The organism is Cognatilysobacter xinjiangensis (assembly GCF_014651995.1).
In the GTDB taxonomy this organism is placed as follows: domain Bacteria; phylum Pseudomonadota; class Gammaproteobacteria; order Xanthomonadales; family Xanthomonadaceae; genus Cognatilysobacter; species Cognatilysobacter xinjiangensis.
Map to the genome: position 1 here is coordinate 290824 of NZ_BMXY01000001.1, position 13582 is coordinate 304405.

The following is a 13582-nucleotide window of genomic DNA, read 5'->3' on the forward strand; positions in this document are numbered from 1 at the left end:
CCTTCCACTCGCGGCGCGGCGCCCCGTCGGTTGGCGCCGCCGCAAAAGAAATCGGCCGCCCCATGACGGCGGCGGCCGACCCATCTCCCCCCGGAGAAGCCTTTAGCGGATGTTGATCACCGTCTGCGTGATCTGGTCCTGTGTCGAGATCATCTGCGCGTTCGCCTGGAAGTTGCGCTGCGCGGTGATCATGTTGACCAGCTGCTCGGTCAGCTCGACGTTCGAGGACTCCAGCGCGCCGCCCTGGATCGCGCCGAACTCCGACGAGCCCGCGACGCCGCGCAGCGCTTCGCCGGATTCGGCGGTCTCGGCCCAGGCGTTGTCGCCCAGCGGCTGCAGCGCCTGCGGATTTGCGAAGTTGGTCATCACCACCTGGCCCAGCGGCGTCGACACGCCATTGGTGTAGCGCGCCTGCACCACGCCGTCGGCACTCACCTCGATGCCGGTGAGGCGGCCGGTGGTGTGGCCGTCCTGCGTCAGCGAGGACACGCTGAAGCTGTTGCCGTACTGCGTCGACTTCGACACGTCGAGCGAGATGTCCATCGGCGCCGCACCCGTGTTGGGCGTGTACGACGGGAGCGCGATGGTGCCCGGCGACGGCGAGGCCAGCGTACCGACGTTGGTGTACTGCAGCGTCTGCGGGCCGCCCACGGCGGTACCGTCGACGTAGACGTGCGCTTCCCACTCGTTCGGGTTGGCCGTCTTGACGTAATAGATCGACTGGCTGTGCGAGGCGCCGAGGGAGTCGTACACCGTCAGCGAGGTCGTGTAGTTGTAGGACGTGGCATCGGTCGGGTCGAACGTCGCGGTGGTCGGCGCGGTCGCGTTGCCTGGCAGGTTGCTGCCCACGGTGACCTTGCTGGTCGGGGCCGGCGCGGAATCGCCGGTCTGCAGCTGCACGTCGGACATGCGGCCGGTGTCGAAGCCGGTGCCGCCGGCGCTCGGCAGGTAGACCTGCAGGCGCGCGCCCGACGGGTTCACCACGAAGCCGTCCTTGTCGGTGCCGAAGTTGCCGGCGCGCGAATAGACGGTGCTGCCGCCCGAAGACAGGGTGAAGAAGCCCTTGCCATTGATGGCGAGGTCGAGCGCCTTGCCGGTGCTCTCCACCGTGCCCTGGGTGAACTGCTGCGCCACGCGCTGCAGGCGTACGCCGGCACCGACGGTGTCCTTGGAGATGCCGTAGGCCGAAGCCGGGTAGACGTCGGCGAATTCGGCGCGCGACTCCTTGAAGCCGGTGGTGTTCGAGTTGGCGATGTTGTTCGACGTGACGTTGAGATCGGCCTGCGCCGCGTTCATGCCGCTCAGCGAGATGCGAAAGCTCATGGGTTCACTCCTGGATATGCGTGCGACGTGTCAGTGGAATCAGCCGATGCGTCGCACGGCCGAAAGCGGTTGCGGGCCGACGCCGGCGAGGTTGAGCACCAGGCCGGAGGCTTCGATGGACACGCTGTCGACATGCGCGGCGACGCGCGTGGACAGCGCCTGCGACGAGGCGCCGGAACCGGCGACCGCGCGGATCTTGTACGTGCCGGCCGGCGCGATCGCGCCATCGGCGTTGCGGCCGTCCCAGCTCCAGGCGACGTTGCCGGCGCCCGCGGCCTCGACCGGCATGCGGTCGACCACCTGACCGGCCGAATCGACGATCTCGATGGTGATGGTGCCGGCGCTGGTCGCCACGACCTCGCCGTCCATGCCGGTGCCGGCCTGCAGTTGCACGGTGTCGGTATCGACCAGCGCGTCGTGGCCGACCAGCGACGCCGCCCGCAGCGTCTGGTCCGATTCCATGACGTTGGCCACCGCGCCCAGCGCGTCCTGCATGCCGTTGATGCCCTGCACGGTGGAGAACTGCGCCAGCTGGCCCAGCATCTGCGTGCCGTCGAGCGGCTTGAGCGGGTCCTGGTTCTTGAGCTGCTCGGTCATCAGGCGCAGGAAATCGGCCTGCCCGAGATCGCTCTTCTTCTTGTTGCTGCCGACGGCGTACTGCGAGAGTGCGTCGGTGGCGTTGCCCACGGTGGTCATGGCGTCTGTCCTTCAGGCCTCAGCGGCCCATGCTGAGCGTGGCGACCGCGAGTTCCTTGGCCGTGTTGAACACCTCGACGTTCGCCTGGTAGCTGCGCGAGGCGGAGATCATGTCGACCATCTGCGCGACCGGATCGATGTCCGGCGCGTACACGTAGCCGGACTCGTCGGCGAGCGGGTTGCCCGGCTCGTAGCGCTTGAGCGGCGCGGCGGTCGATTCGGTGACGGTCTGCACCTTGACGCCGGCGAGCGCCGGATCGCCCGCGACCGGCTGCGTCTCGAACACCGGCATCTTGGCGCGGAAGGTGTCTTCGGCCTTGCCCGACACCGAGTCGGCGTTGGCGAGGTTGGAGGCGACGGTCGACAGCCGCACCTGCTGCGCGGTCATCGCGCTGCCGGCGACGTCGAAGATGGGCAGGTTGCTCATGCGTCAGTCCTCACTGCCCGGTGATCGCGGTGAGCATGGTGCGCACCTTCGATTCGACGAAATTGAGCGAGGCGCGGTACTCGAGCGAAGCCTGCGCGAACGCGGCCTTGGCGCGCTCGCCGTCGACGGTGTTGCCGTCGAGGCTGGGCTGGCTGGTGGGCGCATCGAAGCGCGCGGCTTCGGCGGCGGCGCCGAGCGGATCGCCACCCGTGCCGGCGGCCGGCGCCAGCGCGGCGTTCAGCGCCTTGGCGAAGTCCATGTCCTGGGCGCGGAAGCCCGGGGTGTCGGCATTGGCGATGTTCCCGGCCAGCAGCTGCAGCCGCTGCTCGCGCAGGGCGAGGGCGGTGCCGTGGATGCCGAGGAAGGATTCCGTGGCCATGTGCCCCTCCGAAGGGCGGTGCGTTCGGAGGGGCTGAGGCAAGGCCCGTGCCAGCGGGCGCTTTCGGCCGACCGGCGGCCGGCCGGGGGGCGGGCGGCCGGAGGCCGGTCAGGCCGCGGCGCGCTGGCGCAGCAAGGTGGAGATGCGGTGCTCGATACGGGCCGCGAGTTCGCGCTCGGAGTACTTCGGCACGAAGTCGTCGGCGCCCACGCGCTCGACCATGGCGTGGTTGAAAACGCCCGACAGCGAGGTGTGGAGCAGCACGTGCAGGCCACGCAGGGCGGGCGAGCGCCGGATTTCCGTCGTCAGGGTATAGCCGTCCATCGCCGGCATCTCGATATCGGAAATCACCATGGCGTAGCGGTGGTCGGGCGGGGTGCCGCCCTCGGCGATCTGCTGCAGGTGTTCCAGTGCCTGGCGGCCGTCGGAGAGCAGCGTCGCGGCCAGGCCCAGCTGGTCCAGGAGCTGGCGGATCTGGTTGCGGGCGACGCGCGAGTCGTCCACCACCAGCACCTCGCGCGGGATGTCCGCGCCCAGCGCCAGCGGCTGGATGCCGGCGGTGTCCATCGGCCGCGGCGCCGACTCGGCCAGCACGCTTTCCACGTCCAGCAGCTGGATCAGCTCGCCGTGGAAGCGCGTCACGCCGGTCAGGTAATGGCATTCGCCGCCGAGGTCCGGCGGGGGCTGGATGTCCTCGACCGCGATGTTGACGATGCGCTCGACGCCCGAGACCAGGAAGCCCTGCACCGTGCGGTTGAACTCGGTGACGACCAGGTACGGTGCCTCCGGGCTGCCCGGAGGCGGCGCATGGCCGACCGCGCGGCCCAAGTCCAGCACCGGCACGGTGCGCCCGCGCACGTCGGCGGCGCCGGCGAAGGCCGGCGGCAGCTGCGGCAGGGTGAACAGCGGCGGGCGCGGGATGACTTCCTGCACCTTGAACACGTTCACGCCAAAAAGCTGACGCGAGCCCAGGCGGAACAGCAGCAGGGCCAGCCGGTTGTGGCCGGCCAGGCGCGTGCGTTGGTCGATGCGGTCGAGGAGGTCGCGGCTCATGCCCGCGTTGTCGGCCGCCCGAGGCGCTTCCTTGAGGCGGCGGGACGTGCGCGTCGTCGCGGCTCCGGCACGCGGATTGCTGGGGTCGGGCATGCACCAGATCCGTCGCCCGCCGCTTCTGCTCCGATTCCTCGTCGCCTCGATGCTGCTGGCTGCCGCGCTGGTCGGCCGCGCCGCGCCGGGGTTCACGCCCGTCGCCGACATCCTGAAAGCCGCCGAGACCGCGCTGGGTGGCGCCGGCGCACAGGTGGAGGCAACGGTCGACGCCGCCGTGCGTATGCCGGCCTGCGGCCAGCCGCTGTCGGCGGTCGCGCTGGGCCCGCGCATGGCCGAGGTGCGCTGCCCCGATCCATCCGGTTGGCGGCTCACCGTGCCGGCCCGCGTGCGCCGCGAGGCCGATGTGGTGGTGCTGACCGCGCCCGTGCGTGGCGGCATGGCCATCGACGCCTCGCAGCTCGCCGTGCAGCGCCGCGACATCGCCGGCGGCAGCGGCGTCGGCATGGCCGACCCGTCGCAGGTGGCGGGCCGCATCGCCCGCCGCGCGCTGCCCGCGGGCGCCGTCGTCACCGCCGGGGACCTGGCCGACGGTGCCGGCGCGCTCAAGCGCGGCGATCCGGTCGTCATCGTCTCCCGCGCCGGCGGCATCGAGGTCCGCATGGGCGGGCGGGCGCTGGGCAACGCGGTTTCGGGGGCTGTTGTCGCGGTGGAGAACCTGGCGTCGCGCCGGATCGTGCGCGGACGGCTGGTCGCCGACGGAGTGGTGGAGGTGCTGCAATGACCGCTCATCTGAACCGCCGCGAAAAATCTGTGGGCTGGGCCTCAAGTCCGGCGGCCGGGCGCCGTTACCTGCCCTGACCGCTCAAACCCCGGAGTTCGTCATGACCACCAAGATCGATGGCCCGAGCCTGCCGCAGGCCCGCGTCGTGGATACCGCAGCGACGGCCGCCGTGGCCCGCGCCGGTACCGATCGCGCCCAGCCCGTCGCCGCCGCGCCGGCCGCCGACAGCGTCCGCCTGACCGGCGAGGCCACCGGCCTGCAGGCCGCGGTCGAAGCCGAGCTCGGCCAGTCCGCCCCGATGGACATGGCCAAGATCAACGCCGTGCGCGCCGCGCTCGCCGACGGCAGCTACCAGGTGAATCCGCAGGAGATCGCGAATCGCCTGGTCGCCCTCGAGCGCCAGATGGCGGGCTGACCATGTTCGCCGCTTCCCCCAATGCATCCACGCCCGTCCAGGCTGGCGAAGCGCTCGACGCGCTCGAGCGTGCATTGCAGGAGGAGCGGCAGGCGCTGCTCGACAACGATGCCGACGCGCTTCTGCGCTCCACGCAGGCCAAGCTCGCCGCGCTGCGCCGCGCCGAGGCGCTGCAGCCCGGCCATGCCGAGGCCGAGCGCGTGATGGCGCTGTCCGAGCTCAATCGCGCCAACGGCATCCTGCTTTCCCGTCGCCGCCGCGAAGTCTCGTGGGCGCTGCGTCACCTGGGTCGCGTTGAAACCGCCGGCGTGTACGATGCCGGTGGTCAGGCGGGCATGCGCCCGCAGTCGCGATGCCTGGGCGTGGGATGAGCGGGAACGAGACTCCGAGTCCTTCGAACAATCCGAAAAGCTGGACCGCCCAGATGCGCTGGGCAGCCGACGTCGCCCCGATGGCCGTGCTGCTGCTCGATGCGCAGGGCGGCGTCGCCTATGCGAACGCCAGCGCGCGCCGCCTGGGCCAGCGCATCGATCCCGACGCTCCGGCCGCCGACGCCCCGTCGCGACTGCTCGCGCTGACCCATGAAGCCGACTGGACGATCGCCTGCGCGCAGGGCCATGCGCGCCGCGACGTCGACCTGCGGCCCGACCTCGTGATCGCCGTCGAGGCCTTCTGCGGCACCGGCGAGAACGCCGGCCTCCGCTTCGTCGCGCTCACCGACATCTCCATGCGCTCGGCGCGCGAGCGCGAGCTGCAGCAGCGCCACGACGAGCTCGAGCGCACCTACAAGCGCCTCGCCGGCACTCAGGAGCAACTGCTGCAGTCGGAGAAGATGGCCTCGATCGGCCAGCTCGCCGCGGGCGTCGCGCACGAAATCAACAATCCGATCGGCTACGTGCACAGCAACATCGGCACGCTGCGCGAGTACATGGGCGCGCTGTTCGGGCTGATCGACGCATACTCGACCGCGCTCGCATCGCCCGATCCCGCCGCCCACCGCGACGAACTGCTCGCGCAGCGCGAGAAGCTCGACATCGAGTTCATCCTCGGCGACCTGCCGCAGTTGCTCGACGAATCGCGCGAGGGCATCGAGCGCGTGACGCGCATCGTGCAGGACCTCAAGGAGTTCTCGCACGTCGGCCGCAACGAGACGATGCGGCCGTCCGACCTGGTCAAGGGCCTCGAATCCACGCTCAACATCGTGTGGAACGACCTCAAGTACAAGGTCCAGCTGGAGAAGATCTACGGCGACATGCCGCTGGTGGAATGCCTGCCGTCGGAGGTCAACCAGGTCTTCATGAACCTGCTGATCAACGCCGGACAGGCGATCACCGAGCGCGGCGTGATCACGCTCGCCTGCGGGCAGGAGAACGGCGAGGCTTGGGTCAGTGTGGCCGACACCGGCTGCGGCATTCCCGAGGACGCGCTGGGTCGCATCTTCGATCCGTTCTTCACCACCAAGCCGATCGGCCGCGGCACGGGCCTGGGGCTCGCGATCTGCTACCGCATCGTCGAGAAGCACCACGGCCGCATCGAGGTGCAAAGCACCGTCGGCATGGGCACGACGTTCCGCGTGGTGCTGCCGATCCGCCAGCCGGCGGTCGGCTGACCGCCGCAGGGGCGTTCGCACGGCCTCCGGCATCATCGGGCGATGGAAAACTACAAATTTGTCTTGCTGGTCGCAGGCATCGCGCTGCTGGGCGCGGCCTGGCTGCCGCATCTGCTCAAGCGTCGAGCGCTGAGCTTTCCAGTCGTCTACGTCGCGCTCGGCGCACTGCTCTACCTGTTGCCGCTTCCCCTGCCCGAGATCCGTCCCGCGGAGGACCGCGCCGCGATCGAGAAGCTCACCGAGCTGACCGTGCTGGTGGCGCTGCTGGGGGCCGGCATTCGAATCGACACGCGCTTCGGCTGGCGGCGATGGCACGTCACCTGGCGGCTGCTGGGTCTCGCAATGCCGCTGACGATCATCGGCGGTGCGCTGCTCGGCTACGGAGTGCTCGGCTATTCCGCCGCCGCCGCGGTGCTCTTCGGCGCGGTGCTGGCGCCGACCGATCCCGTGCTCGCGTCGGATCTGCAGGTCGGCGCACCGGGCGAGGGCGGCGAGGATCCCGTCCGCTTCAGCCTGACCTCGGAAGCCGGCCTCAACGACGCACTCGCCTTTCCCTTCGTCTGGCTGGCGATCGCCGTCGCAGCCGCGAGCGGCATGCGGGGCGTCGATTGGATGGGATGGCTAACACTCGATGTGCTTTGGCGACTCGGCGGCGGCCTCGCGGTCGGCTGGGGCCTCGGCTACGCGCTGATGCACGTGGTCTTCCGCGTCGAGCGCGCCGACAGCCTCAGCCGCAGTGGCGACGGGCTGACCGCACTCGCGATCATCCTGATCGTCTATGGCGTCGCCGAGCTGCTGCACACCTACGGTTTCCTCGCGGTCTTCGTGGCCGCGCTGGTGATCAGGCATTACGAGCGCGACCACGATTACCAGGGCACGCTCAACCTCTTCGCCGAGCAATGCGAGCGCCTGCTCATCGCGCTGCTGCTGATCGGCTTCGGCGGCGCGCTTGTGACCGGTGTGCTGGCGCCGCTGCGCTGGCGCGACATCGGGGCCGCGCTGGCCATCGTGCTGGTGCTGCGGCCGATCGGCACGTGGCTCTGCCTCGCCGGATCGCCGCTCGTCGAACGCGATCGCTGGGCCGTGGCGATCTTCGGCGTGCGCGGGATCGGCTCGTTCTACTACCTCGCCTTCGCCGCCGGCCATGCGCACTTCGCGGAGGCGGGCTCGCTCTGGGCCGTGGTGAGCCTCGTCGTCCTGCTGTCGGTGCTCCTGCACGGCTTCACCGCCAAGCCCGTGATGGACCGGCTCGACCGATGGCGCGCGCGCTTCGCGCGCCCGCGCTCGCGGCCGGTCTCGACTGACGCCTAGAAGCCCACTTCCTCGCCCGCCGCCCGTCGCTCGTGCGCACGGAACGCGGCGCGGATGTGTTCGCGCAACTCGTCGTCGTTCCACGGCTTGGTCAGGAAGCGGTAGATCGCGCCGTGGTTGATCGCGTCGGTGATCGTGGCGAGGTCGGTATAGCCCGAAAGCACCATGCGCACCGTGTCGGGATAGAGGTCGCGCACGCGGCCGAGGAACTCGGTGCCACTCATGTCGGGCATGCGCTGGTCGGAGACGATGACCTGCACACGGTTGCTGGCGAGCAGGTCGAAGGCCTCGCGCACCGAGTTCGCGGTAAGGATCTGGTAGCCGTCGCGACGGAACAGGCGCACCAGCGAGCGCAGTACGTTCTCCTCGTCGTCGAGCAGCAGCAGCGTGCGCTCGGGTCGCGTCTGCGCGAAGGCTTCCGGCAGCAGGAAGCGCTTCTTGATCAACGCGTCCAGTGCTTCCACCGGCTGCGGCGCGCTGAAGATGTAGCCCTGGAAGAAGTCGCAGTGGTTGCGGCGCAGGAAGCCGAGCTCGGCCTCGCTTTCCACGCCCTTCGCGCAGACCTTCATGTCCAGGCGATGGCCCATCGCGATGATGCCGCGCACGATCGCCGCCGAGCGCGTGTCGCTGGTGACGTTTCGGATGAAGCTTCGGTCGATCTTCAACCGGTCCAGCGGGTACTGCGCGAGCGATGCGAACGACAGGCCGCCGAGGCCGAAGTCCTGCACCGTCAGCGTGGAGCCGAGCTCGCGCAGGCCGACCAGCGTCTCGTAGGTATGCCGCGCGTCGAGCGACAGCGCGTTCTCGGGCACCTCGAATTCCAGCGAGCTGCCCGGCAGGTTCAGGCGATGCAGCAACTCGCCGATGCGGTCGCGGCAATCGGGCTGCGCGAGCAGCGTGCTCGGCAGGTGCATCGAGATGCTGAGGTAGTCGATGCCCTCGTCGCGCCAGCGCGCGAGCTGCTGCGCGGCGGCTTCGACCACCCAGGCGCCGAGGCGCGCGGACAGGCCGACGCGCTCGACGATGTCGAGGAAGCGGTTCGGTCGCAGCAGGCCGCTGGACTCGGAGTTCCAGCGCAGCAGCGCGGAAAAACCGGCGAGCGAGCCGTCATGGCCATTGACGAAGGGCTGGTAGTACAGCCGGAACTCGTCGCGGTCGAAGGCGTCGGCGAATCGCTGCGCGAAGCCGTCGTTGATCGGTCCCCGCTCGGGCCGCCCGCTGTAGAGGCCGACGTTGTCGAGGCCGGTCTGCTTCGCATCTCGCAGCGCGTGCTCGGCGCTCGCGAGCAGCGCGGCGGCGTTCTGCGCGTGGTCGGGGAACACGGCGATGCCGATCGAGAGCGTGATCGGCAGCGTGTAGGGCGGGATCGAGAGCGGTACCTCGAAGGCGTCGCGCAGGCGCTCGGCAAGCGCCTCGCCGTCCATCTCGCCTTCGCGATGGCCGATGCCGGCGATGAACTCGTCGGTGCCGCGGCGCCACAGCCACGCGTCCTGCGGCATCGCGTTGCGCAGGCGCTGCGCGACGGCGGCGAGCACCTGGTCGCCGACCGACTCGCCCATGTTGCTGTTGATCGAGCCGAACATGTCGACGTCGATGTGCAGCAGCGACACCTTGCGCCGCGTGGCCGCCGCCGCCGCGATCGCGGTGGCGAGGCTCGGGCCGTTCGCGCCGAGACGGTAGATCCCGGTGACCGGATCGACCGGGACGCTGCCGTACTCGTCGTAGCGCTGGTTCATGCGGCAAGTCTAGGCGGATCCGCGCCCACCGAGCGGCGGCCGTAGCGAATGGCCGCCGTGCTCGTGGCGCTCAGCGCGCGGGGGTCGCCGGCGCGACCGGCCTGCTGCCGAAGCTGCCGTCGGCCGAGGCGGCGAGGTAGGCGAACACCGCGTAGGCGGCGGCGTTCTGCTGGATCGCGGCAGGGTCGACCTTGTCGAAGGTGTCGTCCGGCGTGTGGTGCAAGTCGAAGTAGTCGGTGCCGTCCTGCGCCAGCGATGCCCATGCCAGGCCGCGCTGCGCGAACGGGCCGATGTCCGGGCCCGGGCCTTCGCCGCGGCCTTCGAGGCGCTGGATGCCCAGCGGCGCGAGCGCCTGCAGGATCTGCTCGTCGGCCTCGCGTGCCGACTCCGGCAGCGAGCTCGCGTAGCCGTAGATGCGGCCGGCGCCGAAGTCGCTCTCGGCGGCGATCTGGTGCTTGCCGACGTCCTTCTCGTACTTCGCCGCGTACGCGCGGCCGCCGTAGAGGCCCTGTTCCTCGTTGGCGAAGGCCACGACGCGGATGGTGCGCGCCGGGCGCTTGGGCAGCTTGGCGATCATCGCGCCCGCGGCCATGGTGATGCCCAGGCCCGCACCATCGTCGATCGCGCCGGTGCCGAGGTCCCAGGAATCGAGGTGGCCGCCGATCAGCACGACCTCGTCGGGTTTAGAGCTGCCGCGCACTTCGCCGATCACGTTGTAGGACGTGGCTTCGCCGTCCCAGCCGCAGTCGAGCGCGAGGCGCACGCGCTGCGGGCCCATCGCGACGAGGCGCGAGAGCTGGCGCGAGTCGGGCGCGGAGAGCGCGGCGGCCGGAATCGGCTTCACGCCCTCGTCGAAACGGGTGATGCCGGTATGCGGCATGCGATGCGAATCGGTGCCCGCCGACTGCATGAGGTAGCCCACGGCGCCCTTGGCGGCCGCGGTCGTCGGGCCGCGCGAGCGGATGCGCGAGCCGAAGCCGTAGTCGTCGCCGCCGCGCTTGCGCTCCATCTTGAAGTCGACGAAGACGATCTTGCCGGCCAACGAGCCGGCGGGCGCGGCTTCCAGCGACGCGAGATCGGTGAAGCGCACCACCTCGCCCTCGACGGTGCCGCCAGGGCTGCCGCCGAGCGCGGTCAGCACGAGCGGCTGCGCATGCCGGCCGAGCACTTCGGCGCGCTCGCTGCGGCGCTCCCACTTCGGGAAGGTGACCGGTTCGGTCCACACGCGGTCGTAGCCGAGCGACTTGAACTTCGCCTGCGCCCACGCCACGGCGCGCGCGTCGCCTTCGCTGCCGGCCATGCGCGGGCCGACTTCGGTGGTGATCGACTCGGTGATGCGGTAGGCGAGGTCGCTGGTCAGCGCCTGCTCGCGCAGCGTCGCCGCCTGCGTCATCGCCGCGTCCGGAATGCGCACCGGCTTGTTCGCCGCGAAGGCCGGCGTCATCGCCATGCCTAGAGCCAGTGCCGCCACGATCAGCCGGATACGCATGCGTCGATCCCCATCAGGAAAGTCGACGAGCTTAGCAATGCAGCGCCGGTGCGCTGCATGGCATCGGTCACGGTCCCGCGGCGGAACGCTCCTTCATCAGGTCGCGGATCTCGCGCAGCAGCAGCACGTCTTCCGCGGGCTTCGGGGGCTCGGCCGCGGCCGGCGCGCGCAGTCGGTTGTAGGCGCGCAGGAACAGGAAGATGACGAAGGCGATGATCAGGAAGTCGATCGCCGCCTGCAGCACCGTGCCGTACATCAGCGCGATCTCGGGATCGGCCACCTTGCCCGCCGCGTCGAGCGTCGCGGGCTTGAGTACCAGCTTCCACTGATCGACCTTGATGCCGCCGGTGACCATGCCGAGCACGGGCATGACCAGCCCGTCGACCAGGCTGCTGGTGATCTTTGCGAATGCACTGCCGATCACTACGCCGACCGCGAGGTCGACGACGTTGCCGCGTGCGATGAAGGCCTTGAATTCGTCGATGACACGCATGCGTCGCGCTCCCGGGGAATCAGGCGGGAAGTATGCGGCCTTCGAGCGTGGCGACGCGATCGAGCGTGGCGCGGAACGCGTCCCCGGGCGACAGCGCGGCTACACCCGCGGGCGTGCCCATGAAGACGAGGTCGCCCGCCTTGAGCGCATAGAGCTTCGACAGCTCGTGCAGGATGTCCTCGACATTCCAGATGAGGTCGGTGAGCTGGCCATGCTGGCGGCGCTGGCCGTTGATCTCGAGCGTGATCGAGTGAGAGGTGTAGTCGCCCACCTGCGACGCGGGCACGAGTTCGCTCATCGGCGCGGAATGGTCGAACGACTTGCCGGTGTCCCAGGGCAGCCCCTTGGCCTTGGCGTTCGCCTGCAGGTCGCGGCGCGTGAGGTCCAGGCCGACGCCGTAGCCGAACACGAGATCCAGCGCATTCGCCGGATCGATCTCGCCAGCCGGCGCGTCCTTGCCGAGCGCGACGACCAGCTCGACCTCGTGATGGAGGTCGCGCGTGCCGGGCGGGTAGGGCACCTGCCCGTCGAGCACGATCGCATCGGCGGGCTTGAGGAAGAACACCGGCGTGCCGCGTTCGGCCTTCGACGCGGGCGCCGCGGCGCCCATCTCGCGCGCGTGGTCGGCGAAGTTCCGGCCGACGCAGTACACGCGCCGCACCGGAAAGCGATCGGAACCGCCCTGTACGGGAATGCGGACCGGCTCGGCCGGTCGGATCACGTCGGCCATGTTCAGCGCGACAGCATGGCGCGCGGGACGACGCGGTAGTCGCCGTCGAGCACGCGATCGCGCGGCGCGGCCGCCGTCGGCGAGCGGCGCAGCAGGCGCCAGCCGATGCCGCCGAGGATCATCACCGCACCGATGGCGATGGCCGCGACGGCCAGCACGCCCAACACGACTACGCCGGTCACGGCGAGCAGCACGCGGGCCATGCGATGGCGCGGCTTGCGCGGCTCGATGACGGCGCGGAACACGCGCGCGGGCCGGTCGTAGCGGGCAAAGATCTCGAACAGGCGGAGCAGTGGCTGCGGTCGCATGAGAAACTTGTGAAGTCTGCGAGCGGGGAGTATCCGGCGCTCGTCCCCGGACCGTGTGAGGGAAGCGTTAAACCGATGAACGGCGTTGTCGCGAAGCTGGACCAGTTGCAGGACGGCCAGCCGGCCGAAGCCGAGGCCGTGATAGACGGCGAGGCCGAATCGCTGGTGCTGCTGCGCGCGGGCGACCGTGTCGACGCCTTCCTCAACATCTGCCCGCATGCCGGGCGCCGGCTCGACTGGGCGCCGGGCAAGTTCCTGCTCAGCCGCGAGGGCCATCTGGTCTGCGCCGCGCACGGCGCCTCGTTCGCGCTGCCGTCGGGCGAATGCATCGCCGGGCCGTGCAAGGGCGACGCGCTGCGACGCGTGGACGTGGCAGTGCAGGACGGCGAGGTGCGGCTGGCGCGCTGAAGCGCCGCGTATCAGGCCGCCGCGCCTACGCGGCGTCGCACCGCGCCCATGTCGCGCACCGGACGCACCTCGATCGCGCCGAAGCGCGTCCACGGCATGGATTCGGCGATGCGCACGGCCTCGTCGAGGTCCGCCGCCTCGATCAGGTTGAAGCCGGCGAGGAATTCCCGGGTTTCGGCGAACGGGCCGTCGGTGACGCGCATGGCGCCGTCGCGATGGCGCACGGCACGGGCTGTCGACGGCGGCTCGAGCTGCTGCGAATCGAGCAGGCAGCCCTGCGCGCGCAGGGCATCGGCATTATCGAAGCAGTGGCGCATGTGCGCGTCGAATTCGCCGTCCGGCAGTTCGGCGAGGCGGGCTTCGTCGATGTACACGAGCAGCATGAACTGCATGGGCGGCGTCCGGTCGGCGGTCGGCGACATGCTGC

17 protein-coding genes are annotated in these 13582 nt (G+C 70.2%); 6 read left to right on the forward strand and 11 right to left on the reverse strand.

The window, feature by feature from the left end; genetic code table 11:
• Positions 1-102: 102 nt before the first annotated feature.
• From flgE to IE066_RS01335, 5 genes are all read right to left on the reverse strand, one after another.
• The gene (gene flgE, locus IE066_RS01315; protein WP_189446528.1) at positions 103-1323 is read right to left on the reverse strand and encodes a flagellar hook protein FlgE; all 1221 of its coding nucleotides are present in this window, start codon (positions 1321-1323) and stop codon (positions 103-105) included.
• A 39-nt stretch (positions 1324-1362) separates the two neighbouring features.
• Positions 1363-2019 (reverse strand): flagellar hook assembly protein FlgD, encoded by a 657-nt coding sequence (locus tag IE066_RS01320; RefSeq protein WP_189446529.1) that lies wholly within the window; start codon positions 2017-2019, stop codon positions 1363-1365.
• A gap of 19 nt (positions 2020-2038) precedes the next feature.
• Positions 2039-2446, reverse strand: a complete 408-nt coding sequence (gene flgC, locus IE066_RS01325) for a flagellar basal body rod protein FlgC (protein WP_189446530.1) — start codon at positions 2444-2446, stop codon at positions 2039-2041.
• Between the two features lie 10 nt (positions 2447-2456).
• Complete coding sequence (flgB, locus tag IE066_RS01330; RefSeq protein ID WP_189446531.1) at positions 2457-2825, reverse strand: flagellar basal body rod protein FlgB; 369 nt, start codon at positions 2823-2825, stop codon at positions 2457-2459.
• 108 nt (positions 2826-2933) lie between these two features.
• A complete protein-coding gene (locus IE066_RS01335) occupies positions 2934-3878 on the reverse strand; it encodes a chemotaxis protein (RefSeq protein WP_189448711.1) in 945 nt (314 codons plus the stop codon).
• 91 nt (positions 3879-3969) lie between these two features.
• On the opposite strand from IE066_RS01335, the gene flgA reads away from it, so the two are divergent.
• The 5 genes from flgA to IE066_RS01360 all read left to right on the forward strand — a co-directional run bounded on the left by flgA (position 3970) and on the right by IE066_RS01360 (position 7991).
• Complete coding sequence (gene flgA / locus IE066_RS01340; protein ID WP_189446532.1) at positions 3970-4656, forward strand: flagellar basal body P-ring formation chaperone FlgA; 687 nt, start codon at positions 3970-3972, stop codon at positions 4654-4656.
• A gap of 100 nt (positions 4657-4756) precedes the next feature.
• Positions 4757-5071 (forward strand): flagellar biosynthesis anti-sigma factor FlgM, encoded by a 315-nt coding sequence (gene flgM / locus IE066_RS01345; protein WP_189446533.1) that lies wholly within the window; start codon positions 4757-4759, stop codon positions 5069-5071.
• Positions 5072-5073: 2 nt separating this feature from the next.
• Positions 5074-5442 carry a flagellar protein FlgN gene (locus tag IE066_RS01350; RefSeq protein ID WP_229790620.1) on the forward strand — a complete coding sequence of 123 codons (369 nt, stop codon included), beginning with the start codon at positions 5074-5076 and terminating at the stop codon, positions 5440-5442.
• A gap of 53 nt (positions 5443-5495) precedes the next feature.
• On the forward strand, positions 5496-6680 hold the full coding sequence (locus tag IE066_RS01355) for an ATP-binding protein (protein WP_189446534.1): 1185 nt from the start codon (positions 5496-5498) through the stop codon (positions 6678-6680).
• Positions 6681-6743: 63 nt separating this feature from the next.
• On the forward strand, positions 6744-7991 hold the full coding sequence (locus IE066_RS01360; RefSeq protein ID WP_229790621.1) for a cation:proton antiporter: 1248 nt from the start codon (positions 6744-6746) through the stop codon (positions 7989-7991).
• Here IE066_RS01360 and IE066_RS01365 read toward each other — a convergent pair.
• The 5 genes from IE066_RS01365 to IE066_RS01385 form a co-directional block, all read right to left on the reverse strand.
• Positions 7988-9727, reverse strand: coding sequence for an EAL domain-containing protein (locus IE066_RS01365; protein WP_189446536.1), 1740 nt, complete (start codon positions 9725-9727; stop codon positions 7988-7990). The two genes, IE066_RS01360 and IE066_RS01365, sit on opposite strands and share 4 nt — an antisense overlap.
• A 70-nt stretch (positions 9728-9797) precedes the next feature.
• Positions 9798-11216, reverse strand: coding sequence for a M28 family peptidase (locus tag IE066_RS01370; RefSeq protein WP_189446537.1), 1419 nt, complete (start codon positions 11214-11216; stop codon positions 9798-9800).
• Between the two features lie 67 nt (positions 11217-11283).
• Positions 11284-11709, reverse strand: a complete 426-nt coding sequence (mscL, locus tag IE066_RS01375) for a large-conductance mechanosensitive channel protein MscL (protein ID WP_189446538.1) — start codon at positions 11707-11709, stop codon at positions 11284-11286.
• A 19-nt stretch (positions 11710-11728) separates the two neighbouring features.
• On the reverse strand, positions 11729-12439 hold the full coding sequence (locus IE066_RS01380) for a fumarylacetoacetate hydrolase family protein (protein WP_189446539.1): 711 nt from the start codon (positions 12437-12439) through the stop codon (positions 11729-11731).
• Between the two features lie 2 nt (positions 12440-12441).
• Positions 12442-12747: a hypothetical protein gene (locus tag IE066_RS01385; protein ID WP_189446540.1), complete on the reverse strand. Its 306-nt coding sequence runs from the start codon at positions 12745-12747 to the stop codon at positions 12442-12444.
• A gap of 75 nt (positions 12748-12822) precedes the next feature.
• Between IE066_RS01385 and IE066_RS01390 the strand changes: the two genes are divergently transcribed.
• On the forward strand, positions 12823-13155 hold the full coding sequence (locus IE066_RS01390) for a Rieske (2Fe-2S) protein (protein WP_189446541.1): 333 nt from the start codon (positions 12823-12825) through the stop codon (positions 13153-13155).
• Positions 13156-13166: 11 nt separating this feature from the next.
• Here the strand turns inward: IE066_RS01390 and IE066_RS01395 are convergent, their stop codons facing one another.
• Complete coding sequence (locus IE066_RS01395; protein ID WP_189446542.1) at positions 13167-13547, reverse strand: YciI family protein; 381 nt, start codon at positions 13545-13547, stop codon at positions 13167-13169.
• Positions 13548-13582 lie beyond the last annotated feature (35 nt).